We start from the raw sequence: 22,494 nt of genomic DNA on the forward strand, positions 1-22,494 counted from the left end.
TGTCAGGGGACGTCCTCGACGTGGACGACACGCAGTTCGGTGCCGTCCTGGTCGCGCTTCGCCCTGCCGTGGATGCCGACGGCCAGGTGCGAGGGATCGTCGGGCTCCTCCGTCGCGACGAACGTGACGACGTCCCGGTGATGGCTCGTCACCAACCAGCCCTCGCCGTTCTTGAGTTCCAGTACCCGGAAGTCGCCCGCCGACGTCGCCACCTGTACGGGGCCGAACTCGCGCAGGATCCCGGTGGCCTGTTCGGCGGGATCGCCGTCGGGCTCCTCGAGCAACACACAGGTGCCGTGCTCGAACAGGACCCACGGCTTCTCGGAGCCGTCGAGGATACGCCGCCAAACGGCGATGAGTGATTCGCTGTCCACGGTGGTCATCATGGCGCATTCACACCTCCCGCCAGGCCTCCAGGGCCAGGCCCGGCTCGTCCTTCCGCCGGGTGACCAGGAGTTGACCCGTGGACGGGGACAACGTCGCGGCGACGACCCGGTCGTTCTCGTCCAGGGCGAGCGAAACCTCGGCGTCCGCCGGGAGTTGGGGGCCCGACTCGGTCCACCAGGCGCCCGCCGACTCCTGCTCGGTGGGATACGCGGCGAACGCGACCCGGCCGCTGGCCGAGCGCTGGGCGAGCAACGTGCAGTCGTGGCCGTCGAGTTCACAGCGGACGACGGAGACCGGGCCCGGGCCCGCCGAGGGCAGCAGAGTGAGCGGCTTGCTGCCGGGGCGCCAGGCGCAGAGGTCGCCGGAGTCGTCCGTGTAGTAGAGGGTGGTCGTCTCCGGGGAGGTGGCCAGCGCGCGGAGCGTGCCGGGTCTGATCCTGGCCTCCATCGCCTCCTCCAGGACCGGCTGCGCGCCCGGCTCCAGCTGGCGCCAGTGCAGGATCGCGCCGGGCACCGCCGCGTACAGCTCGACCCTGCCGGACTCCCCCGTGACCGCGGCCAGGTCCTCGTGGACGTCGGTCCCCTTGAGGTCGCGCCAGGGATCCCAGCCGCCCTTCTCCCGCTGGGCCAGCATGCTCACCCCGCCCGCCTTGTTGCGCACGAAGAGATGGGCCCGCCCCTCCGCGTCGACCGCGACCGCCGGAACGCCGGTGCGGTCGCCCGTCCGGTCCGGGTGGCCGACCGGGTTCCAGTCGAGGGCGGTGAGCCGGGGCCGGAAGTGCGTGGAGTGGACCAGTCCGGATTCGCCGGGCACCGTGGGCCGCCAGGCCGCCAGATGGGCGTAGCCGTCCGCGCCCTGCCCGATGCCGAGCAGCCCCGGGTGCAGCTTCTGGTCGCCGCCCACCGTGCGCGGGGCGCTCCAGAGGCCGTCTGGGCCGCGTTCCGCACGGCACAGGACGGCGTCGCCCGAGGGCAGATAGACACTGAGCCGACCGTCACGGCCGCGTATGAGCCAGTCGCCGTTCACCGGTTCACTGTAATCGGGGCGGCCGCTTTCGCGCGGGGCGCCCCCTGCCCGCGTGCGACCCTTGGCCCATGGACGAGGACACTCCCCTGCTCGTGATCGTCGACGGCGCGAATGTCGTCGGCTCGGTGCCGGACGGCTGGTGGCGGGACCGGAAGGCCGCCGCCGAGCGCCTCCGCGACCGCCTCGCGACAGACGGCCTGCCGGGCCGTACGCACCCCGTGGAGATCGTCCTCGTCGTGGAGGGCGCGGCCCGTGGAGTGGAGTCCGTCCCGGGCGTACGGGTGGACTCTGCACCCGGCAGCGGCGACGACCGTATGGTCGAACTGGTCGCCGAGGCCGGCGGCCGGCCCTCTCTGGTGGTCACGGCGGATCGTGAACTGCGGCGCAGGGTGACGGAGTTGGGCGCCGAGGTCACCGGGCCGCGTAGCGTGCGGGGTTGACGGATACGTCATGTGGCGCGGGCAAAACCCCGCGCGGGGGGGGGTTTTGCCGGGCGGGCGGGGTAATTTGGGGGCGACGGTGGGGGTGCGGGGGGGGGGGGGGGGGGGGGGGGGGGGGGGGGGGTGGGGGGGGGGGGGGGGGGGGGCGCGTGGGCCCCCCCTCCCCGGGTTCTGGGGGGGGGTTCCGCCCCCCCCGGACGGTGAACTGGCGTGCCTACGGTGCGTCTCCGGTCGGTGGCGTCGTGGACGCGCCCGCCTCCGCCGCCTGCTGCTGTCCAAGTCTGCTGTGCGTGCGGCCGTAGAAGAAGTACACGACGAAGCCGATCACCATCCAGATGGCGAAGCGGAGCCAGGTCTCGGCGGGGAGGTTGAGCATCAGCCAGAGGGAGGCGAGGACCGAGAGGATGGGGAGGGCGGGGACCAGGGGGGTGCGGAAGGAGCGGGGCAGGTCGGGGCGCTTGTTCCTGAGGATGATCACGCCGATCGCGACCACGATGAAGGCGAACAGGGTGCCGATGTTGACCAGTTCGGCGAGTTCGCTGAGGCTCGTGAAGCCCGAGACGATCGCGATGACCACACCGAGGAGGATGGTCGGGCGGTAGGGGGTGCGGAAGCGCGGGTGGACGTGGGAGAAGAAGCGGGGCAGGAGGCCGTCTCGGCTCATCGCGAAGAAGACGCGGGCCTGGCCCAGGAGCAGGATCATGCAGACAGTCGTCAGGCCGATCGCGGCGCCGAAGCTGATCAGGCCCGCGAACCACGGGTGTCCGGTGGCCTTGAACGCGTCCGCGAGGGGCGCGTCGATCGACAGCGAGCTGTACTTCTGCATACCGGTGACGACGATCGACACGGCGACGTACAGCGTGGTGCAGATGATCAGTGAACCGAGGATGCCGCGCGGGACGTCCCGCTGCGGGTTGCGGGTCTCCTCGGCGGCGGTGGCGACGACGTCGAAGCCGATGAAGGCGAAGAAGACCACGGAGGCCGCCGTGAAGATGCCCATGACGCCGAAGTTGGAGGGCGCCCAGCCGAACATCAGCTGGATCAGCGGGGCCTTGAGGTTGCCGCCCGCCTCCACCGACTGTGCCTTGGGGATGAACGGCTTGTAGTTGTCGCCCTTGATGAAGAAGGCGCCCGCGACGATCACCACGAGCACGACGGCCACCTTGATGGCGACGACGACGGAGGTGACGCGCGCGGAGAGCTTCATGCCGAGGACGAGGATCGCGGTGAGGACGAGGACGAGCGCGGCGGCGAGGATGTCGAAGCCGAAGCCGTGGGCGCCGTCCCGGCCGCTGAGCGCCTCGGGCAGATGCCAGCCCGCGTTGTCCAGCAGCGAGTGGATGTAGCCGGACCAGCCGACCGCCACCACCGCCGTGCCGAGGGCGAGTTCGAGGACCAGGTCCCAGCCGATGGTCCAGGCGGGGAGTTCGCCGAGGGAGGCGTACGAGAAGGTGTAGGCGGAGCCCGCCACCGGGACCGTGGACGCGAACTCGGCGTAGCAGAGCGCCGCGAGGGCACAGACGACGCCGGCCACGACGAAGGACAGGGAGACCGCCGGGCCGGCGTTGTTCTTGGCGGCGGTGCCGGTGAGGACGAAGATGCCGGTGCCGATGACCACTCCGACGCCGAACACCGTCAGATCCAGGGCCGAGAGGGACTTTCTGAGCGCGTGCTCCGGTTCCTCGGTGTCCTGGATGGACTGTTCGACTCTCTTCGTCCGGAAGAGGGTGCTGCTCACGGGTGTACCTCCCACGCTTGGCGTCCTCGACATGATCGAGAGGGGGCGATGTGCGTATGCCCCGACGCGGGCGGGTTCACGCGAACGGGCCACTTCCACCACTGCAAAGGGTGGCGGAAGCGGCCCGTTCGGCGGTGCTACCGTGCCTCAGTCGCGTGCGGACTCCACCGAGTCGGCCTCCGCCGCGGGCCGGTCGAAGCGGCCGTCCAGCTTGGAGACCAGGCCGGTCACCTGGCGGCCGATGTCCGGCGCGGTGAGGCCGATCTCCGTCATCACCTCGGCGCGCGAGGCGTGGTCGAGGAAGCGCGGCGGGATGCCGAAGTCGCGGAGCGGAACATCCACACCGGCGTCGCGCAGGGCCTGTGCGATCGACGAACCGACGCCGCCGACCCGGGAGTTGTCCTCGACGGTGACGACCACCCGGTGCTGCTCGGCGAGCGGGGCCATGGCCTCGTCGACGGGCTTGACCCAGCGCGGGTCGACGACGGTGGTGGTGATGCCCTGCTTGTCGAGGAGGTCGGCGATCTCCAGGCACATCGGCGCCAGCGCGCCGACGGAGACCAGGAGGACGTCCGGTGCGTCGGTGCCGGGCGCGCGCAGTACGTCCATGCCGCCGATGCGGCCCACGGCGGGTACGGCGGGGCCGACCGCGCCCTTGGAGAAGCGGACCACCGTCGGCGCGTCCTTGACCTGGACGGCCTCGCGGAGCTGGGCGCGGACCTGGTCGGCGTCGCGCGGGGCGGCGAGCCGCAGCCCGGGGACGACCTGGAGGATCGACATGTCCCACATGCCGTTGTGGGAGGCGCCGTCGGTGCCGGTGACGCCGGCCCGGTCCAGTACGAAGGTCACACCGCACTTGTGGAGGGCGACATCCATGAGGACCTGGTCGAAGGCACGATTCAGGAATGTGGCGTACACCGCGAACACCGGATGCAGACCGCCCGTGGCGAGGCCCGCCGCGGAGACGGCGCCGTGCTGCTCGGCGATGCCGACGTCGTAGATCCGGTTCGGGAACGCGTCGGCGAACTTCTTGAGGCCGACCGGCTGGAGCATCGCGGCGGTGATCGCGACGATGTCCTCGCGCTCCTTGCCGAGCGCGACCATCTCGTCGCCGAAGACGGAGGTCCAGTCGGCGCCGGAGGCCTTGATCGGCAGACCGGTGTCGGGGTGGATGGGGCCGATGCCGTGGAAGCGGTCGGCCTCGTCCTGGAGGGCGGGCTGGTAGCCGCGGCCCTTCTCGGTGAGGACGTGGACGATCACCGGGCCGCCGAACCGCTTGGCGCGGGCCAGCGCGGACTCCATCGCCTCGATGTCGTGGCCGTCGATGGGGCCGACGTACTTGAGGCCGAGGTCCTCGAACATGCCCTGCGGGGCGATGAAGTCCTTCAGGCCCTTCTTCGCGCCGTGCAGCGTCTCGTAGAGGGGCTTGCCGACGACCGGGGTGCGCCCCAGGAGGTCCTTGCCGCGGGCCAGGAAGCGCTCGTAGCCGTCGGTGGTCCGCAGGGTCGCCAGGTGGTTCGCGAGGCCGCCGATGGTCGGTGCGTACGACCGCTCGTTGTCGTTGACGACGATGACGAGGGGGCGGTCCTTGGCGTCGGCGATGTTGTTCAGCGCCTCCCAGGCCATACCGCCGGTGAGGGCGCCGTCACCGATCACGGCGACCACGTGGTCCTCGCGTTTCAGCACCTGGTTGGCCTTCGCGAGGCCGTCGGCCCAGCCGAGGACCGTGGAGGCGTGCGAGTTCTCGATGACGTCGTGCTCGGACTCGGCCTGCGAGGGGTAGCCGGAGAGGCCGCCCTTCTGCTTCAGCTTCGAGAAGTCCTGGCGGCCGGTGAGCAGCTTGTGCACGTAGGACTGGTGGCCGGTGTCCCACAGCACCCGGTCCTTCGGGGACTCGAAGACACGGTGCAGGGCGATGGTCAGCTCGACCACACCGAGGTTCGGGCCGAGGTGGCCGCCGGTCTTGGAGACGGCGTCGACGAGGAAGGTCCGGATCTCCTCGGCCAGCTGGTCCAGCTGCTCCAGGCTGAGCCGGTCCAGATCGCGCGGTCCCCTGATGCGGGTCAGCAGCGGCACCCGTGCCTCCTTGCGAGTAGAGCTGATCGAGCTGTTGCCGGGCTTGTCGAGTCTAATGTTCCGCCTCTGCGGACCGCGCCCGGGCTGTGCGTCGTACGTCACGCGATCGGCTGTACCCAAGAACAGCCTTTCCTACGACCTTTCCTGTGACATGACTGTGCCCGGTACCGCGATCGGTACCGGGCACTCGTCCGAAAGGACGCAGGTCAGCCGCGACCTGCCGCCTTCTGGCTCTTGCGGGACACGGAGTCGATGACGACCGCGCCGAGCAGAACGCCACCCGTGATCATGTACTGGATCGACGTGTTCATGTTGAGCAGGTCGAGACCGGTCTGGATCGACTGGATGACGAGCATGCCCAGGAGGGCGGACCAGACGGTGCCGCGGCCGCCGAAGAGGCTCGTACCGCCGATGACCGCCGCCGCGATGGCCAGCATCAGGGTGTTGCCGCCACCGGCGTTGAGCGTGGCGCTCTGGGTCTGGCCGGCGAAGAACATACCGCCGACCGCCGCGAAGCCGCCGGAGATGGCGAACACGGTGATGCGGATCATGGACACGTTGATACCGGCACGGCGCGCGGCCTCGATGCCACCGCCGACCGCGAAGACCTTGCGGCCGTACGGGGTACGGCGGAGCACGAAGTCCACGATCACCAGGGAGGCGAGGAAGATCACCAGCGAGTTGGAGACACCGGCCGAGGAGTTCAGCACCGCGGCGGTGACGAACGCGGCCACCGCGAGCAGGCCGACCCGCAGCGCGATCTCGCTGGTGGGCCGGAAGGGCACCCCTGCGGCCTTGCGGCGACGCTGGTCGACGAGCGAGCCGTAGGCCAGGGAGGCGACGCCGAGGGTGGCCAGGATGTAGGCGCCGGCGATCGACTGGTCCATGAAGAACGAGCTCTGGCCGAGCAGGTGCACCGGGCCCGCGTCCGGGATGTTGATGGTGCCGCTCGAACCGAGCAGCCACAGCATCAGACCGTTCCAGCCGAGGAAGCCGGCCAGGGTGACGACGAACGCCGGTACGCCGATCCTCGCGAAGAAGAAGCCGTGCAGCGCGCCGATGCCGACACCGGTGACGATGGTCAGGACCAGCGCCAGCCAGCCCTCCATCCCGTGGTTGACCACGAAGACGGCGAACAGCGTGGACGCCAGACCGCTGACCGAGCCGACGGACAGGTCGATCTCGCCGAGCAGCAGCACGAAGACGAGGCCGATGGCGAGCATGCCGGTGGCCGACAGGTAGTAGCTGATGTTGGACAGGTTGTCCGCGCTCAGGAACCGGCTGTTCTGCGACTGGAAGATGATGCCGATGACGATCAGGCCGGCGATGACCGGCAGGGAGCCGAGCTCACCGCCCCTGACCTTGCGCTTGAACTCGGTGATGTAGCCCTTGAAGCCCTCTTCGCGGATCAGCAGACGCGGGTCGACGACCGGGACGGCCGCGGCCGTGGGGTCGTCGGCGGGAGCGACGGTGGTCTGCGACTCCGCCGATTCCTTCTTCACGGTGCCTGACGTGTCGCTCACTTTGCCGCCTCCGTGCTGCGCACCGCACGACGGGTCACGGCGTTGTCCGTGGCACCGGTGATCGCGGCGATGATCGTTTCCTGACTGGTGTCCTTCACCGGGAAGGAGCCGTTGTTCTTGCCCAGGCGCAGCACGTTGACGGTGTCGGCGACCGCCTTGACGTCGGCCATGTTGTGGCTGATGAGGATGACGCCGAGGTTGCGCTCGCGCAGCCGCTCGACCAGGTCGAGGACCTGTGCGGTCTGCTCGACGCCGAGGGCGGCGGTGGGCTCGTCGAGGATGACGACCTTGGGGTCACCGATCAGCGCGCGGGCGATGGCGACGACCTGCCGCTGGCCACCGGAGAGGCTGGCGATCGGGATGCGCACGCTGGGGATGCGGATGGAGAGGGTGCTCAGCAGCTCGCGGGAGTTCTTCTCCATCGTGACCTCGTCGATGACGCCACGGCGAAGCAGCTCACGCCCGAGGTACAGGTTGCCGACGACGTCGAGGTTGTCGCACAGCGCGAGGTCCTGGTAGACCGTCGCGACGCCGAGTCCCTGGGCGTCGTGCGGCTTGTTGATGCTGACCGGGCTGCCCTCCCACTCGATGACTCCTTCATCGATGGGGTGCACTCCGGCGATCGTCTTCACCAGGGTGGACTTTCCTGCGCCGTTGTCGCCGACCAGCGCGACCACTTCTCCGGCGTGAACCTCCAGCTCTACGTCGGTGAGGGCCTGCACCGCACCGAATCGCTTGGAGACTCCGCGCAACGCCAGCACGGGCGTAGCGGACACGTGAACCATCTCCTTCGCCGCCTGACCGGCGGGGATGCCGCGCTTGTCAAAAGACGCGGAGGGTTGTGCCTAGGCACAGATTTACAAGATGAACATGCGCGCGGCCGGTGCCAGTTGGCAACGGCTGCGTTCGCACGGGTTCCGATCGGCGCCCGCCCCACAGCGGGGTTTGAAGGTGGGGCGGACGCCGAAGGGGCTTTGTCACCGCTGGGCGGTGGTTACGACAGACCGGCCGCCTTGCACGCCTTGGCGTAGTCGGCGGTGCAGATCTGCGCGACGGTGTAGAGACCGTCCTTGACGACCGTGTCCTTGATGTTGGCCTTGGTGACCGACACCGGGACGAGCAGCTGCGAGGGCACCTTGTCGCCGGAGCCGCTGGTCTGGGTCGTGGTGGCGAGCGAGGTGATGCTCTTGCCCTGCGCCAGGTCGACGGCGAGCGTCGCGGCGGCCTCGGCCTCCGGCTTGAAGGCCTTGTAGACGGTGCTGGACTGGGTACCGGCGACGATGCGCTGGATACCGGCGAGCTCCGCGTCCTGGCCCGTCAGCGGGATGTTGCTGATGCCCGCGCCCTTGAGGGCGGTGGCGATACCGCCGGCCATGCCGTCGTTGGCGGAGTAGACGCCCGCGATGTTCTTGGCACCGAGCTGGGTGATGGCCGCCGTGACCTTCTGGTTGGCGACGGTGTCCTTCCACAGGCCGGACTGCTCGTAGGCGATGTCGACCTTGCCGTCGAGGGCCTCGTGGGCGCCCTTCTTGAACTGCGCGGCGTTCGGGTCGGCGTCGTCGCCGTTGATCATGACGATCTTCGACTTCGGGGTGGCCTTCGAGCCCAGCGCGGTGAGGAGGGCCTCGCCCTGGAGCTTGCCGACCTGGACGTTGTCGAAGGAGACGTAGGCCGAGACCGGGCCCTGGGCCAGACGGTCGTACGCGACGACCTTGATGCCCTTGTCGACCGCCTGCTGGATCGAGGACTTGATCGCGGCGGAGTCCTGGGCGCTGATCACGATGACCTTGACGCCCTTGGTGATCATGCTGCTGACCTGCTGGGCCTGGGTGGCCGCGCTGGCGTTGGCGTTGTTGTACTCGACGGTGCAGCCGGAGCAGAGCTCCTTGACCTTGGCCTCGAAGTACGGCTTGTCGAACTTCTCGTACCGCGTGGTGACGCTGTCGGGCAGGAGCAGACCGATCTTGGCGTTGGTACCGCCCGAGGAGCTCGAGGAGCTGCTGTCGGACTTCTTGTTGTCGCCGGCCTTGCCACAGGCGGCCAGCGAGACGGCCATCGTGGTGGCGATGACAGCAACGGCGGCACGACGCATACGCGTGTTCACTTCAGAAACCTCCCTGACGAGGCCGCGTCGTTGCGGCCGAGGTGGCTGGAAGTCAACTCGGCCGCGCGTTCGGCGTCAAGAAGTAAATACTTAACGAGATGGCAACGGCGTCGTGCGTTCTCTAAGTGAAGGCAGGTGTCGCTGCGGTCAGCGACCCGTCCAAAAGGGTCGAATCGCCCATCTCGCTGAGTGCGAGAGCGAGCGCTCCGAGCACCTCCGCACGGCCTCCAAGTGCACCCGGGAGAACGGACAGTTGACGCGCCGCACTGGGGATCGCATAGCGGCCTACAGACTCCCTGATCGGACCGAGCACCAGCTCACCGGCCTCGGCGAGATCGCCACCGAGAACCACCCGGCTCGGGTTCAGCAAATTGCAGAGATTGGCGACTCCACTGCCGATGTGTCGGCCGACGTCGGCGATCACCCGACGACAGCCCGGGTCTCCGTCCCGCGCCAGCCGTACGACTCCCTCCATGGTCAGGTCGGTGCCGTGACTGCCCTGGAGGAGCGGCAGCACATAGCGCGCGGCCGTGAAGGTCTCCAGACAGCCCCGGTTTCCGCAACGGCAGACAGGGCCGGACTCATCAAGAGTAATATGCCCGATTTCTCCCGCTGTGCCACCCGGGCCCCGGTAGATCTTGCCGTTGATGACCAGCCCCGCGCCGACCCCGCTCGCGACCTTGATGTACGCCAGGTCCCTGACGCCCCGCCCACTGCCCCAGACCAGCTCACCGAGGGCGCCGAGGTTGGCGTCGTTGTCCACGTGCACTGGTACGCCCAAACGGCTGCCCAGCTCCTCGGCGGGTCTGATGCCCGACCAGCCCGGCAGGATGGCGCCGGAGCCCAGGGTGCCCGATTCCACGTCGATCGGTCCGGGCACGCCGAGGCCCACCCCGGCGATCTTGGAACGGTCCACCCCGGTGGCCGCGATCAGCCGGTTGACCAGCTCTTCCGCCCGGTCGAAGCCCTGGCTGGAGGAGGCGTCCACATCGAGCGGCTCGGACTCCTCGGCCAGCACCTGATGGGCGAGATTCCCGACCGCGACGCGCAAATGCGTGTGCCCGAAGTCGACGCCGATGACAATGCCGGCGTCCCCGCTCAGCGACACGCTGCGGGCCCGGCGGCCGCCCGCCGAAGTGGGCGTGACCTCGACCGTTCCGCCGTCCTTGAGTTCGCGCACGATGTTGGAGACCGTCGCAGCGGACAGACCCGTCGTCCTCGCGATCTCCGCCTGGGTGAGCGACCCCGCCAGCCGCACCGCTCGCACGACCCGCTCTAGATTCGCTCGGTGCAGCGACGACTGCGACCCCGGAGTCTCCACGACGACCTCCTGCGCGCGGGACCGCATCGATGAGGCCCCGTCTATGTCCAACTAGTGAACTCTAAGCTGAGCCGTTAGGGTCGCCTCCCGTCAAGAGGTTGAACCGCATCGAGGGTCCCGGACACATACGTGACCACCGCTCCCGGCCTGCCGGGAACGGTGGCGGAACGATCTCTTCCTGTCGCGTCGTCCAGGCCGGCTACTTCAGCGTCGCCGACGTCAGACCGGACTGCACCTGGCGCTGGAACGACAGGTAGACGACCAGCATCGGGATCATGGCGATCGTGACACCCGCGAAGAGAACGGGCAGGTCGGAGGCGTATCCCTGCTGCTGCTGAAGCTGGATGAGCCCTTGGGTGAGGACATAGCGCTCCGGGTCCGAGCCGCTCTGCGGCTGCATCAGGACCGTCGGCAGGATGAACTGGTTCCACTGGCCGAGGGTGTTGAAGATCCCGACGCTGATCAGCCCGGCCTTGGCCATCGGCAACATCACTTGGAAGAACGTGCGGGTGTGCGAGGCGCCGTCGAGGATCGCCGCCTCGAAGACCGCCGTGGGCAGCGTCCGGAAGAACGCGTGCATGAAGAACACCGTGAACGGCATCGAGTAGGCGATGTAGACCAGGATCAGCCCCTGGTACGTGTTGAGCATGTCCAGGCGCTTGACCATGAAGAACAGCGGGACCAGCGCGAGGAACACCGGGAACATCGCGCCGGCGACGAAGAAGTAGTACAGCAGCCGGTTGCCCCAGAACTGGTAGCGGGCCAGCACGTACGCGGCCATCGAGCCGAACAGCATCGTCAGCGGCACCGAGAACACCAGCACGATCAAGGTGTTCAGGAAGTAGTCGCCGATGCCCTTGTCCCAGGCCCGCCGGAACACGTCGAACGACCAGTTGTGCGGCCAGCCGAAGGCCGAGTTGCCGATCTGCACGTCCGTCTTGAACGAGCTGAACACCAGCCACAGCAGCGGCAGCACGATCAGCAGGGCCCACAGGGCCAGGAAGCCGTGCGAGAAGACGTTCAGTACGACGCCCTCGCCGCGCGGTTCACCGGGCCGGGCACTGGACTTTCCGGCCGACGGCTGCGGCGGGACGGTGCCGCCCGTGGGGGCGGTCTCCTTCAGGGGTGCGCTCATCGTCGTATGTCTCCCGCTCAGAACTCGATGCGCTCACGGCGGGTGGCGCGCAGCGTGACCACGGACAGGACCAGGGTGAGCAGCAGCATGACGACGCCCATCGCGCAGGCGTAGCCGCTCTTCCCGAAGTAGAGGAAGTTGCGCATCATCACGGTCGACATGACGTCGCTGCCGTGGTCGGGACCGCCGCCGTAGGCGCCCATGTTCGAGGTCATGGAGGAGACCAGGACGAACATGTCCATCGCGATGATGCCTAGGTACACCCAGGCCGTCTGGACGGTCTCCCAGAGCAGCGGCAGGGTGATCCGGAAGAAGGACTGGGAGCGGTTCGCGCCGTCGATCAGGGCGGCCTCGTAGATGTCCCGCGGAATGGACTGCATGGCCGCGGAGAACAGCACCAGATAGAAACCGACGCCGTGCCAGACCACGACCGCCATCAGCGCCCACAGCACCACGTTGGGCTCGTTGAGCCACTCCACCGGATTGTTGGCGTCCACCAGGTGGAGTTTGATCAGAAAGCCGTTGAGCAGACCGCCGCCGTCACTGCGGTACACCGCGTTGAACAGCACCGCGAGAATCGCCAGCGACAGGACCTGCGGGAAGAAATAGACGATTTTGTAGAACCCGCTGCCGGTGACTCCCTGCACTCCGCCGGCCTTGCTGCGCCCTCCCGCGTTCACCATGAAGGCGAAGAAGAGGGCGAGCAGAATGGTGATCACGGGGATGAACACCAGGAACAGGAGGTTGTGCCAGATGGCCTCCTTGAAGACGTCGTCGTGGAGCAGCGTTCGATAGTTGTCCAGTCCGACGAACTTGAAGGTCTGTGACTCGCCCTTCCAGTCGGTCAGCGAATAGCCGAACGTCTGGATGTACGGCCAGATCACGAAGATCAGATAGAGCGCCACGGGAACGAAGAGAAATCCCGCGACGAACCTGTACTGCCCTTTGCGCATTGGCGTTTCCTGCCCCTGGTGTCCCGAGCGTGATCAGGTGGTGCGATCAGGCGTTGTGATCAGGAGTGCACGTTCTTCTTCGACGCCGGGTCCTTGGCCTGCTTGTCGACCGCGGCCTGACAGCGCTTCAGCCACTCCTTGGGCTGGATGCGCTTGGCCATCAGCTCGTTGGACGCGTTCTGGATGGAGGTGTCCATCTCGCTGTACCAGTCGGGGTAGAGGTAGCGGAAGGTGTTGGCACCGGCCGCCTTGGACGCGTCGACCGTGGACTGGGTGCCCGGGCGCAGGGTGACGCTGGAGTCGACACCGTCCTTGAGGATGGTGAGCGAGTTGGCCTCCTTAGCGAAGAGCGTCGACCACTCCTTGGAGAGCATGTGGCGCATGAACTCCTTGGCGCCGGGGAGGTTCTTGGCCTTCGCGGGGATGATGAAGGGTTCGCCGGAGCCGGCCCGGATCGCCTCGAACGGCATCTTGCTGTCGGCCAGCAGCGGCATCGGCAGGAACTTCATGTCGAAGTCCGTGGGCGTCAGCTTGAGCTGCTCGTTCTCCAGCCAGGAACCACAGGTGATGAAGGCGGCCTTGTACTGGTTCCAGCGGGTCTGCGACTCGGTGTGGGTCAGGCCGTTGGTGCCGGGCATCAACAGGCCCTTCTCCACCACCTCGTAGATCGCCTCGACGCCGGCCTGCGCGGCGGCCGAGCCGACGAAGGCCTTCGGGTCGAGGTTGTCGATCGCCTTGACGGCGTCGATCCCGCCCTTCTTGGCGATGAGGTCCATGATGGCGACGTTGATGTAGTACGGGTACTTGCCCTGGTGGGCGAGGCCTCCGATACCGGCCGCCTTCGCCTTCTGGCAGATGGCGATGAACTCGTCCCAGGTCTTCGGCGGGGTCCAGCCCTTCTCCTTGAAGAGCTTGCCGGAGTACCACAGCCCCCAGACCGTGTAGATGTAGTTGAGGGCGACGACCTTGCCCTCCTGGACACCCGGGTCGAGGGTGCCGGGGATCAGCAGATCGCGCACCTTCTTGGTCGGGTCGTCGATCGCGGGCGCGTCCAGGACCGGCGAGAGGTCGAGCAACTGGCCGTTCTTGTACAGGACGTCGATCTTGATCTGCTGGGCGCCGGAGTCGTCGACGATGTCCGGCGGGTTGCCCGCGTTGAAGCGGGGCTGGAGCTTGCCGGTGATCTCCTGCGTTCCGGTGTGGGTGGAGCTGACGCCGATCTTCGTCTTGAAGTTGGCTTCCCACGCCTTCGCGTAGTCGTCGCCGTAACCGCCCTTGAAGACGACGACGTCGAGCGTGCTGCCCTTCTTCACACCGAAGGGATTCGACTTCGACGTGGTGCCCTTGGTGTTGTCGTCACTGCTGCTGTTGTCCCCGCCACCGCTGGCACAGGCGGACAGGAAACTCATCGTGGGTACGGAGATCAGGCCGAGTGCGGCCGACCTCTTGATCAGATCACGGCGGCCGACGCCATTGGAACCGTTGTTCTCGGCTGAAGTGGATCCCATGCTCAAGTCCTCGCCTTCAACAGGACTCAGGCGGTGAACCGGATCCTCCCCGGCACCGCGGTCAGGTCGAGCTTGGTCGTGCAGAGGTACTTCGTGCGTGCTGCTGTGAGAGCGGTGTCGAACGCGACAGGTATAGTCCACTTCCGGTCGACAGAGCAAGATCGAATGCAGGGTAGGTTGTCGGTCTTTTCCGAAGTGAGACCTCGCGGAAATATGAAGGCCCTGTGCGTTCGATGCCGGAGAAATCCCCGCTATTGCGCCCGAATGCCGCACTCAACACCCTTGACATCACTGGCCACTTGACTCCCTACTGTTGCCTGCGCGTCGAAATTGACAACGTTGTCCCACGTGCAGGGAGGATGCCCTCGTATGCATCACAGATGGTGGGGTTCGGCGGCCGTCTCGGTGGCCGCCGTCGCTCTGGTGGCGGGCTCGCAGGGGGCGGCCGTCGCGCTGCCCGTCAAGGCTCCCGCTCCGGCCGGGGAGTTCGCCTCCTCCTTCGAGTCGGGTGATCCGGCGCCGGACTGGCTGAACACCGTGGACACCGCACCGGACGGCTCCAAGCGGGCCTCCGGTGTCGACGGGGGATACACCAGCGGTATCCCCGGCAATGTGGACGACCACGTCACGGACCTGCGGGCCAGCGGCGAGAACAGCGGTGCGGGCGAGGTGAAGGAGAACCTCGTCGACGGCGAGTCCGGCACCAAGTGGCTCACGTTCGCGCCCACGGGCTGGGTCGAGTTCGACCTCGACAAGCCGCTCAAAATAGTCACGTATGCGCTGACTTCGGCCAACGACCACGACGAGCGCGACCCGCAGGACTGGACCCTCCAGGGGTCGACCGACGGCAAGGACTGGAAGACCGTCGACACCCGCTCCGGCGAGTCGTTCTCGGCACGGTTCCAGACCAAGTCGTACGACCTCGCAGAGCCCGCCGAGTACCAGCACTTCCGGCTGGACGTGAGCAAGAACAACGGCGGCGACATCCTGCAGCTCGCCGACGTCCAGTTCTCCACCGGTTCCGCCACCGCCCCGATCCCCGAGGACATGCTCTCGCTGGTCGACCGCGGCCCCAGCGGCTCCCCCACCGCCAAGGCGGGCGCCGGCTTCACCGGGACGCGCGCGCTGCGGTACGCGGGCCGTCATACGGCTACCGGGTGGGCGTACTCGTACAACAAGGTCTTCGACGTGGACGTGGCCGTCGGCCGGGACACCGCGCTGTCGTACAAGATCTTCCCGCAGATGGCCGACGGCGACGTGGACTACGACGCCACGAACGTCTCCGTGGACCTCGCCTTCACGGACGGTACGTATCTCAGCGGCCTCGGCGCGACCGACTCGCACGGCTTCGCGCTCACCCCACAGGGGCAGGGCACGGCCAAGATCCTCTACGTCAACCAGTGGAACAACGTGCTCTCGCGAATCGGTTCGGTCGCGGCAGGCAAGACCGTCGACCGGATCCTGCTGGCCTACGACTCCCCCGGCGGGCCGGCGAAGTTCCGCGGCTGGCTCGACGACGTGAGCCTCAAGTCGGTCGCGCCCGAGAAGCCGAAGGCGCATCTGTCCGACTACGCGCTGACCACCCGGGGCACCAACTCCAGCGGCAGCTTCTCGCGCGGCAACAACTTCCCCGCCACCGCGCTGCCGCACGGCTTCAACTTCTGGACCCCGGTGACGAATTCGTCGTCGCTGAGCTGGCTCTACGACTACGCGCGGGCGAACAACGACGCCAACCTGCCGACGCTCCAGGCCCTCAGCCTGAGCCATGAGCCGAGCCCCTGGATGGGCGACCGGCAGACCTTCCAGGTGATGCCGTCGGCGGCCTCGGGAACGCCCGCCACCGACCCGAACGCACGGGAGTTGGCGTTCCGGCACGAGAACGAGACCGCGCGCCCGTACTACTACGGCGTCACGTTCGAGAACGGTCTCAAGGCCGAGATGGCCCCGACCGACCACGCGGCCTCGCTGCGCTTCACCTACCCCGGCGACGACGCGAGCGTCATCTTCGACAACGTCACCGAGCAGGCGGGCCTGACCCTCGACAAGACGAACGGGACCGTCACCGGCTACTCGGACGTCAAGTCCGGTCTGTCCACGGGCGCGACCCGGCTCTTCGTCTACGGCGTGTTCGACGCACCGGTGACGGACGGCTCGTCCACCGGAGTCAAGGGCTATCTGCGGTTCAAGGCGGGCGCCGACCACACGGTCACCCTGCGCCTGGCCACCTCGCTGATCAGCATCGACCAGGCGAAGGACAACCTGCGCCAGGAGATCCCGGACGGCACCTCCTTCGACACGGTCAAGGACCGGGCCCAGCAGGTGTGGGACAAACTGCTCGGCAAGGTCGAGGTGGAGGGCGCGACCCCCGACCAGCTCACCACGCTGTACTCCAGCATGTACCGGCTGTACCTGTACCCCAACTCCGGCTTCGAGAAGGTGGGTTCGACCTACCAGTACGCCTCGCCGTTCTCCGCGATGCCGAGCCAGGACACCCCGACGCACACCGGCGCGAAGATCGTGGACGGCAAGGTGTACGTCAACAACGGCTTCTGGGACACCTATCGGACCACCTGGCCCGCCTACTCGCTTCTGACGCCCGGTCAGGCGGGTGAGATGGTCGACGGGTTCGTGCAGCAGTACAAGGACGGCGGCTGGACCTCGCGCTGGTCCTCCCCCGGCTACGCGGACCTGATGACCGGCACCTCCTCGGACGTCGCGTTCGCGGACGCCTACGTCAAGGGCGTGCAGTTCGACGCCAAGTCGGCGTACGACGCGGCCGTGAAGAACGCCACCGTCGTCCCGCCCTCCTCGGGCGTCGGCCGCAAGGGCATGGCCACCTCGCCCTTCCTCGGCTACACCAGCACGGACACCGGCGAGGGCTTCTCCTGGGCCATGGAGGGCTACAACAACGACTACGGCATCGCGCAGATGGGCCTGGCCCTCTACAAGAAGACCGGGGAGAAGCGCTACAAGGAGGAGTCGGAGTACTTCCTGAACCGCGCCCAGGACTACGTGAACCTCTTCGACAAGCAGGCCGGGTTCTTCCAGGGCAGGGACGCCAAGGGCAACTGGCGGGTGGACTCGGCGAGTTACGACCCGAAGATCTGGGGTTACGACTACACGGAGACCGACGGCTGGGGCTACGCCTTCACCGCCCCGCAGGACAGCCGCGGCCTCGCCAACCTCTACGGCGGCCGGAAGGCCCTCGGCGACAAGCTCGACGAGTACTTCGCCACCCCGGAGAAGGCCTCGTCCGCGACGGTCGGCTCCTACGGCGGTGTCATCCACGAGATGACGGAGGCCCGCGACGTCCGCATGGGCCAGTACGGACACTCCAACCAGGTCGCCCACCACGTCACGTACATGTACGACGCGGCCGGCGAGCCCTGGAAGGCGCAGAAGGACGTGCGTGAGGTGCTGTCGCGGCTCTACACCGGCAGCGAGATCGGGCAGGGCTACCACGGCGACGAGGACAACGGCGAGCAGTCGGCCTGGTACCTCTTCTCCGCGCTCGGCTTCTACCCGCTGGTGATGGGCAGCGGCGAATACACCATCGGCTCCCCGCTGTTCACCAAGGCGACCGTCCACCTGGAGAACGGCAAGGACCTGGTCGTCAAGGCACCGAAGAACAGTACGAAGAACGTCTACGTCCAGAGCCTGAAGGTCAACGGCAAGGCCTGGACGTCGACTTCGCTCCCGCACTCGCTGCTGGAGAAGGGCGGAGTGCTGGACTTCTCCATGGGCTCCAAGCCCTCGGCGTGGGGCAGCGGCAAGAACGCGGCGCCGGTGTCGATCACCAAGAACGACCAGGTGCCGACGCCCCGCAGCGACCAACTCTCCGCCGCCGGCGCCCTGTTCGACAACACGTCGGCCACGGCCGCGACGGTGACCTCAGTGGACCTGCCGATCGCCAAGGCCACCAAGGGCATCCAGTACACGCTGACGTCGTCGGCGGACCGCACACTGGCACCGACCGGCTGGACCCTCCAGGGCTCGGCCGACGGCACCAAGTGGAAGACGCTCGACAAGCGCTCAGGCGAGTCCTTCACCTGGGACAAGCAGACGCGCGCCTTCTCGGTCAAGTCACCGGGCTCGTACGCCCATTACCGCCTGGTCCTGGACGGCTCCTCGACGCTCGCGGAGGTGGAGCTGCTGGCCTGAGGCACGGTCACGGCACGGGGAGGCGGGGCAGCAGCCTGCGCAACGCCTCCGCGTGCTGGTGAACCCGTCTGAGCACGCCTCTCCTGGTCGACGCGAAGACGGGGACGTCCTGGGCCGGGCCGCACGCGGCGGCCTTGTACAGGTCGTCCAGCCAAGCGCCCTTCCCCCTGGTGCCGTCCGGCGCCAGGGGGATCAGCCGTGTCAGGACCTCCGATTCGGCGCCGCCGAGGAACCAGACGCGCACCATCAGGTCGGCGCGCAGATAACGCAGGCCACCGTCTATGTCCTCCGGCGGCGCGAAGCCCTCGCCCTCGACCAGGAAAGCGAAAGCCGAACGCGCTTCGGCCCGGAACTCCTCGGGCAGCTGCGGCCGTTTACCCATCTGCGGATGCTCGCACGCGTCGATGTGCCCCCGCCACCGGAACGGACGAGGGCACACATTGTGGACGTCAGTTCACCGCAAGGGTGAACACATGGAGATCCGGGTCGTCCGGAAGTGTCACGCTCTTGATGGTCTTGCCCGTGGGTGCCGCGAAGGGCTTGGTGGCGAACACATAGGTGACGACCGGGTCCTTGTCCGCACCCGCGACATTGCGGTACGCCGACCTGGCGACGACCTCGTTGCCGTACTGCACGGTGCCGCCGCCCCCGCCGACCGTCCAGTCCGTGAAGGAGAGGTCGATGACGTCGGTGCTGCCGTCGGTGTAGGTGACGGTCGCCTTCGTCTGCTGGTTGCCGTTGACCGCGCTGCCGACGAAGGACAAGTTGGCGGCGGGTTGCGGGAGTTGGAGGGTCTGACCGGCCGCCGAGACGTTGTCCGGGCGCCCGTTCGGCGAGTTCGGCCAGGTGAAGCCGAGTCCGTCCACCGTGCCCGTGCCGCCCGGGGTCAGCCCGGCCGCCGTGAGCGCCTGGAGGGAGTAGCTCCAGCCGCCCCCGTCGTAGTCCGCCTCGTCGTGCTCACCGGTGTCGTCGGAGACGCCGGTGTTGTTGTAGGCGGCGAGGAGAGTGCCGGGCGCGGCGACCGTGAGGGACACGGGCTGCTCGTACGACGTGCCACCCGAGGTGACGGTGACCTTCACGTCGTAGAAGCCCTGCTTGACGTCGTCGGCGGCAGTGAGCGTGATGTCCTGGGAGCCGTCGACGACCGTTCCCTGCGCGGGAGTTGCCGTGACCCCGGCGGGGGTCTCGACGCTGTAGCGGACCTCGGGGCCGGTGCCGCCGCTCAGGGACAGCGCCTTGATGTTCACCTTGGTGCTGTCGCCGGGTGCGAGGGTTGCGGCGGTCGGGCCGACGCCGATCTGGTACGGCTGCTCACCGGTGCGGAAGGACGGCGGGGCGTCGGCCGGGTCGCTGCCCCAGGTGCGGTTCGGGGTGGTGGAGAGGGTGTAGTCGAGGGTGCCGCCGTTCCTGACGATCGAGGACGAGAGCCAAGGGCGGTCGCTGGTGCGGCCGTTGACCTTCAGGGACTGGATGTACGGGGCGTCGGTGGCCGCGCCCTGGGCGTGGATGGAGATGTCGTTGCCGTGCGGGCGCTTGATCAGGATGCGCTCGAACAGCGGTGAGGCGAGGGTGAGTTCGGCGCGGGAGGGGACCTGGGGGTACATGCCGAGGGCGGAGAAGACGTACCAGGACGACATCTCGCCGAGGTCGTCGTTGCCGGGGATGCCGGCCGGGTCGGTCGTCCAGAGCTGCTTCATGGCCGCCCTGACCGTCCCCTGGGTCTTGTAGGGCGCGCCCGCGTAGTCGTAGAGGTAGGGGACGTTGACGGACGGCTCGTTGTCCAGCTCGGACTTGTCGCCGCCGCTGCCGGTGAAGGCCCAACTCCCGTCCGCCTCATGGAAGAAGGAGTCGAGGCGGGTGAGGGCCTTGTCCGTGCCGCCCATCGCCGCGAAGAGGCCGGCCGGGTTGTGCTGGACCATCCAGGTGTACTGCGCGGCCGTACCCTCCACGAAGCCGTTGCCGGTGCCCGGGGTGAAGCCGGTGACCCAACTGCCGTCCGCCTTGCGGTTGGCGATGTAGCCGCCGGTGGGGTCGGCGGCGATGTTGAAGTTGTTCTGCCACCACTGGGCGCGCTTGGCGAAGTCGGCCGCCGTGCTCTTCTTCCCTGCCGCCGTGGCGAGTTGGGAGAGCGCGAAGTCGGCCGTGGACATCTCCAGCGTCTCGGCGGCACCGCCCCAGGCGTTGGAGACGGACGGCATGTAGTGCAGGTTCAAGTACTTGTCCAGGGACGGGCGTTGGCCGACGGACAGCACCGGCTTGCCGGACGAGGACAGGTCCTGCGCGGTCGGGACCGTCGCCGCCTGGACGAGGGACGCGAGCGCCCCCTTCAGGTCGAAGTCCGTGCCGCCGAAGGCGCGGATGCCGGCCAGGGCGGTGGGCGAGGGGTCGCCGTTCATGACGTGGGTGCCGCTCGCGCCGTGCAGCCAGCGGTCCCAGACTCCCCCGTTCTGCCGGGCGAGTTCGTAGAGGGACTGGGCGATGTCCGAGCCGGTGCGGGGGTTGAGGAGGGTGAGGAGCTGGACCTGCGACCGGTAGATGTCCCACCCGGAGAAGGTGCCGTACTGCGCCTCGTGCCCCCGGCCGACCTTGTGCACCTTGCCGTCGCTGCCCGTGTATCTGCGGTCGGCGTCGCTGATGACGTTCGGGTGCAGGAGGGAGTGGTAGAGCGCGGTGTAGAAGGTGGTGCGCTCGGCGTCGGTGCCGCCGCCGACCTTGATCGCGCCGAGCTGGTCGCGCCAGGCGCGGTGGGCCGCGTCCTCGACCGCGTCGAAGGTGCGCTTCGGCGGGTTCTCCGCCGCGAGGTTGGCCTCGGCACCGGCCTGACTGACGTACGAGATACCGACCTTGACGCCGACCGGGCCGGTGCCGGGCTCGAACTCGACGTAGCCGCCCGCGCCCTTGCCGGCGACCGGACGGCCGCCGTTCGCGAACCCGCCCGTGCCACCGGTCGCGGACGTCGACCCCGGGGTCAGCTTGTCGTCCTGCCAGGTGCCCGTGGTCTTGAAGGCGCGGTCGAAGGTGGCGGTGAAGTACAGGGTGTAGTAGGCGCGTTGGCCCTCGGGGTCGAGGTAGCCGCAGAAGTTGCCGGAGGTGACCGAGCCGGAGACCGTGCGGGTGGCCGGGTCGATGGTGACCGACGAATTCGCCGACCCCACCTCGGAGTTGGCGGTGCGGATCAGCAGCGAGGCGGGCTTGTCGGCCGGGTAGGTGAAGCGGCCGGAGCCGGTGCGGGCCGTCGCCGTGAGGTCGGCGGTGACGCCCGAGGCGAGGCCGACCCGGTAGTGGCCGGGCTCGGCGGTCTCGGAGGTGTGGCTGAAGTCGGAGGCGTAGACGGCGTCCTTGGTGTCGCTCGCCGGGGAGGAGGTGACCTCACCGGCGTACGGGAAGAACGGGATGTCGCCGCTGCCGCCCGCGCAGCCCGTGCCGGACATGTGGGTGAGGCTGAAGCCGCGGATGCGGGTGGCGTCGTACTGGTAACCGCCGGGCGCGGCGGTGCTGGTGGCGCTGCCTCTGGTGTTCTCCGGGCTCCAGGAGAGCATGCCGAAGGGCACGACGGCGCCCGGGAAGACATTGCCGCCGTTCTTGGTGCCGATCAGCGGATCGACGTAGGCACTGGGGTCCTTGACGAGGTGCGGTGGGGCGGCGGTGGCCGCCAGGGCGGGGGTTGCGCCGCCGACCGCGAGTGCGGCGGCGAGCAACAGGGACATGGGACGGAAACGCATGACGCGGCCCCTCCTCCTTCGGACGGGTCGCGCACCACAGGTCGCACAAGCCGCAGGGACAGTAACGTGCGCCACCCGTACCACGGAAGAGCGCGTGGGGCGGCCGGGGCGCGCTGGGCAGCCACTCGGACGGCGTTCGCAGACCAACTGGGTTGACATCGTTGTCCGTTGAGGCGGTAGAGTCGTATGCAGACCATTTGACAACGTTGTCGCATCTCGGTGTCGCACCAAGCCACGCACCACCCGGGTGGGCTCACCCCCCATCGCCCATCCGGCTCGGGGGGGCCGGGGGGGCCGCCCCACCCGCGCCCCCCCCGCCGCGCGGCCCACCACCCCCGCCGGGTCAACACCCCGTGGCGCCCCCCACGCACCCGCGCAGCCGCGGCACCCACACACCACA

Annotated in this window: 15 protein-coding genes; 2 read left to right on the forward strand and 13 right to left on the reverse strand. The window is 68.2% G+C overall.

Features of this window, described 5'->3' with window-relative positions; genetic code table 11:
• Window positions 1–2: 2 nt before the first annotated feature.
• Window positions 3–383, reverse strand: a complete 381-nt coding sequence (locus ACFXC1_RS12155) for a hypothetical protein (RefSeq protein ID WP_381241930.1) — start codon at window positions 381–383, stop codon at window positions 3–5.
• Between the two features lie 10 nt (window positions 384–393).
• Window positions 394–1,413 carry a PLL family lectin gene (locus ACFXC1_RS12160; RefSeq protein WP_381241831.1) on the reverse strand — a complete coding sequence of 340 codons (1,020 nt, stop codon included), beginning with the start codon at window positions 1,411–1,413 and terminating at the stop codon, window positions 394–396.
• A gap of 68 nt (window positions 1,414–1,481) precedes the next feature.
• Here ACFXC1_RS12160 and ACFXC1_RS12165 point away from each other — a divergent pair, with 68 nt between their 5' ends.
• The gene (locus tag ACFXC1_RS12165; protein WP_381241833.1) at window positions 1,482–1,853 is read left to right on the forward strand and encodes a PIN domain-containing protein; all 372 of its coding nucleotides are present in this window, start codon (window positions 1,482–1,484) and stop codon (window positions 1,851–1,853) included.
• Window positions 1,854–2,067: 214 nt separating this feature from the next.
• On the opposite strand, the gene ACFXC1_RS12170 is transcribed toward ACFXC1_RS12165, so the two are convergent.
• From ACFXC1_RS12170 to ngcE, 9 genes are all read right to left on the reverse strand, one after another.
• The gene (locus tag ACFXC1_RS12170) at window positions 2,068–3,591 is read right to left on the reverse strand and encodes an amino acid permease (RefSeq protein ID WP_381241835.1); all 1,524 of its coding nucleotides are present in this window, start codon (window positions 3,589–3,591) and stop codon (window positions 2,068–2,070) included.
• A 147-nt stretch (window positions 3,592–3,738) separates the two neighbouring features.
• Complete coding sequence (dxs, locus tag ACFXC1_RS12175; protein WP_381241837.1) at window positions 3,739–5,667, reverse strand: 1-deoxy-D-xylulose-5-phosphate synthase; 1,929 nt, start codon at window positions 5,665–5,667, stop codon at window positions 3,739–3,741.
• 206 nt (window positions 5,668–5,873) lie between these two features.
• The gene (locus ACFXC1_RS12180) at window positions 5,874–7,190 is read right to left on the reverse strand and encodes a sugar ABC transporter permease (RefSeq protein WP_381241839.1); all 1,317 of its coding nucleotides are present in this window, start codon (window positions 7,188–7,190) and stop codon (window positions 5,874–5,876) included.
• Window positions 7,187–7,975, reverse strand: a complete 789-nt coding sequence (locus ACFXC1_RS12185) for an ATP-binding cassette domain-containing protein (protein ID WP_381241841.1) — start codon at window positions 7,973–7,975, stop codon at window positions 7,187–7,189. Before ACFXC1_RS12185 ends, ACFXC1_RS12180 begins: the two co-directional genes overlap by 4 nt.
• Window positions 7,976–8,184: 209 nt before the next feature.
• Entirely contained in the window at window positions 8,185–9,282 is a 1,098-nt protein-coding gene (locus ACFXC1_RS12190; protein WP_381241932.1) for a sugar ABC transporter substrate-binding protein, read from the reverse strand.
• A gap of 133 nt (window positions 9,283–9,415) precedes the next feature.
• Window positions 9,416–10,615 (reverse strand): ROK family transcriptional regulator, encoded by a 1,200-nt coding sequence (locus tag ACFXC1_RS12195; RefSeq protein ID WP_381241843.1) that lies wholly within the window; start codon window positions 10,613–10,615, stop codon window positions 9,416–9,418.
• 199 nt (window positions 10,616–10,814) lie between these two features.
• Window positions 10,815–11,750, reverse strand: coding sequence for a carbohydrate ABC transporter permease (locus tag ACFXC1_RS12200; protein WP_381241845.1), 936 nt, complete (start codon window positions 11,748–11,750; stop codon window positions 10,815–10,817).
• A gap of 17 nt (window positions 11,751–11,767) precedes the next feature.
• Window positions 11,768–12,703, reverse strand: a complete 936-nt coding sequence (locus ACFXC1_RS12205; protein WP_381241846.1) for a carbohydrate ABC transporter permease — start codon at window positions 12,701–12,703, stop codon at window positions 11,768–11,770.
• 59 nt (window positions 12,704–12,762) lie between these two features.
• Entirely contained in the window at window positions 12,763–14,211 is a 1,449-nt protein-coding gene (gene ngcE / locus ACFXC1_RS12210) for an N-acetylglucosamine/diacetylchitobiose ABC transporter substrate-binding protein (RefSeq protein WP_381241847.1), read from the reverse strand.
• A 369-nt stretch (window positions 14,212–14,580) separates the two neighbouring features.
• Here ngcE and ACFXC1_RS12215 point away from each other — a divergent pair, with 369 nt between their 5' ends.
• Entirely contained in the window at window positions 14,581–18,372 is a 3,792-nt protein-coding gene (locus ACFXC1_RS12215; RefSeq protein ID WP_381241849.1) for a GH92 family glycosyl hydrolase, read from the forward strand.
• Between the two features lie 7 nt (window positions 18,373–18,379).
• Here the strand turns inward: ACFXC1_RS12215 and ACFXC1_RS12220 are convergent, their stop codons facing one another.
• Together ACFXC1_RS12220 and ACFXC1_RS12225 are read right to left on the reverse strand one after the other, a co-directional pair.
• On the reverse strand, window positions 18,380–18,754 hold the full coding sequence (locus ACFXC1_RS12220; protein WP_381241851.1) for a hypothetical protein: 375 nt from the start codon (window positions 18,752–18,754) through the stop codon (window positions 18,380–18,382).
• A gap of 67 nt (window positions 18,755–18,821) precedes the next feature.
• Window positions 18,822–22,094: a GH92 family glycosyl hydrolase gene (locus ACFXC1_RS12225; RefSeq protein WP_381241852.1), complete on the reverse strand. Its 3,273-nt coding sequence runs from the start codon at window positions 22,092–22,094 to the stop codon at window positions 18,822–18,824.
• Window positions 22,095–22,494: the final 400 nt, after the last annotated feature.

Origin of the sequence: Streptomyces hokutonensis (assembly GCF_042751305.1) — a bacterium.
GTDB classification, from domain to species: Bacteria; Actinomycetota; Actinomycetes; order Streptomycetales; family Streptomycetaceae; genus Streptomyces; species Streptomyces hokutonensis_A.

Coding starts and splice junctions, on each gene's coding strand:
- ACFXC1_RS12155 (WP_381241930.1), bottom strand. CDS start 383: ATGACCACCGTGGACAGCGAATCACTCATCGCCGTTTGGCGGCGTATC.
- ACFXC1_RS12165 (WP_381241833.1), top strand. CDS start 1,482: ATGGACGAGGACACTCCCCTGCTCGTGATCGTCGACGGCGCGAATGTC.
- ACFXC1_RS12185 (WP_381241841.1), bottom strand. CDS start 7,975: ATGGTTCACGTGTCCGCTACGCCCGTGCTGGCGTTGCGCGGAGTCTCC.
- ACFXC1_RS12190 (WP_381241932.1), bottom strand. CDS start 9,282: ATGCGTCGTGCCGCCGTTGCTGTCATCGCCACCACGATGGCCGTCTCG.
- ACFXC1_RS12200 (WP_381241845.1), bottom strand. CDS start 11,750: ATGAGCGCACCCCTGAAGGAGACCGCCCCCACGGGCGGCACCGTCCCG.
- ACFXC1_RS12205 (WP_381241846.1), bottom strand. CDS start 12,703: ATGCGCAAAGGGCAGTACAGGTTCGTCGCGGGATTTCTCTTCGTTCCC.
- ngcE (WP_381241847.1), bottom strand. CDS start 14,211: ATGGGATCCACTTCAGCCGAGAACAACGGTTCCAATGGCGTCGGCCGC.
- ACFXC1_RS12215 (WP_381241849.1), top strand. CDS start 14,581: ATGCATCACAGATGGTGGGGTTCGGCGGCCGTCTCGGTGGCCGCCGTC.
- ACFXC1_RS12220 (WP_381241851.1), bottom strand. CDS start 18,754: ATGGGTAAACGGCCGCAGCTGCCCGAGGAGTTCCGGGCCGAAGCGCGT.
- ACFXC1_RS12225 (WP_381241852.1), bottom strand. CDS start 22,094: ATGCGTTTCCGTCCCATGTCCCTGTTGCTCGCCGCCGCACTCGCGGTC.